Origin of the sequence: Desulfobacter sp. UBA2225, from assembly GCF_002348205.1 — a bacterium.
Lineage (GTDB): Bacteria > Desulfobacterota > Desulfobacteria > Desulfobacterales > Desulfobacteraceae > Desulfobacter > Desulfobacter postgatei.
Genome location: NZ_DDYV01000299.1, coordinates 1 through 429 on the forward strand (window position 1 = coordinate 1; position 429 = coordinate 429).

General features: G+C 55.7%; 1 protein-coding gene. It reads left to right on the forward strand.

Annotated features, from left to right (window positions below):
• Positions 1-429 (forward strand): glutamate ligase domain-containing protein (locus B3D59_RS15610; RefSeq protein WP_286821814.1); only part of this gene is annotated, 429 nt, incomplete at both ends.

Sequence of the window (429 nt, forward strand, 5' to 3'; positions counted from 1 at the left end):
TTATCAATATTGATAATGAATACGGCACCCGACTGGCAGACAGCCTTAACCTGCCCGTAATCCGGGTCAGTGCCGATCGTGAAGCCGATATCCGGGCAATCGACATTACAGACGACATCCATGGCCTGAGAGCAACCCTGGATTTCAGTGGTGTACACGCGCCCATGACTTCCGTACTCACGGGTCGCTTCAACTTAGAGAACATCTTATGTGCGGCCGGTGCGGCTTTTGCCACAGGTATCTGCCCTGAATCCATTGCCCGGGGCATTGCGGCCCTTGAACGGGTACCCGGCCGGCTTGAAAAACTTCCCACCGAGCTGAACCGTCATATCTTTGTGGATTATGCCCACACCCCGGATGCCCTTGAATCCATCCTGAAAACCCTTGCCGGTCGGGCCCCTGCACGACTGATCACGGTGTTTGGGTGCG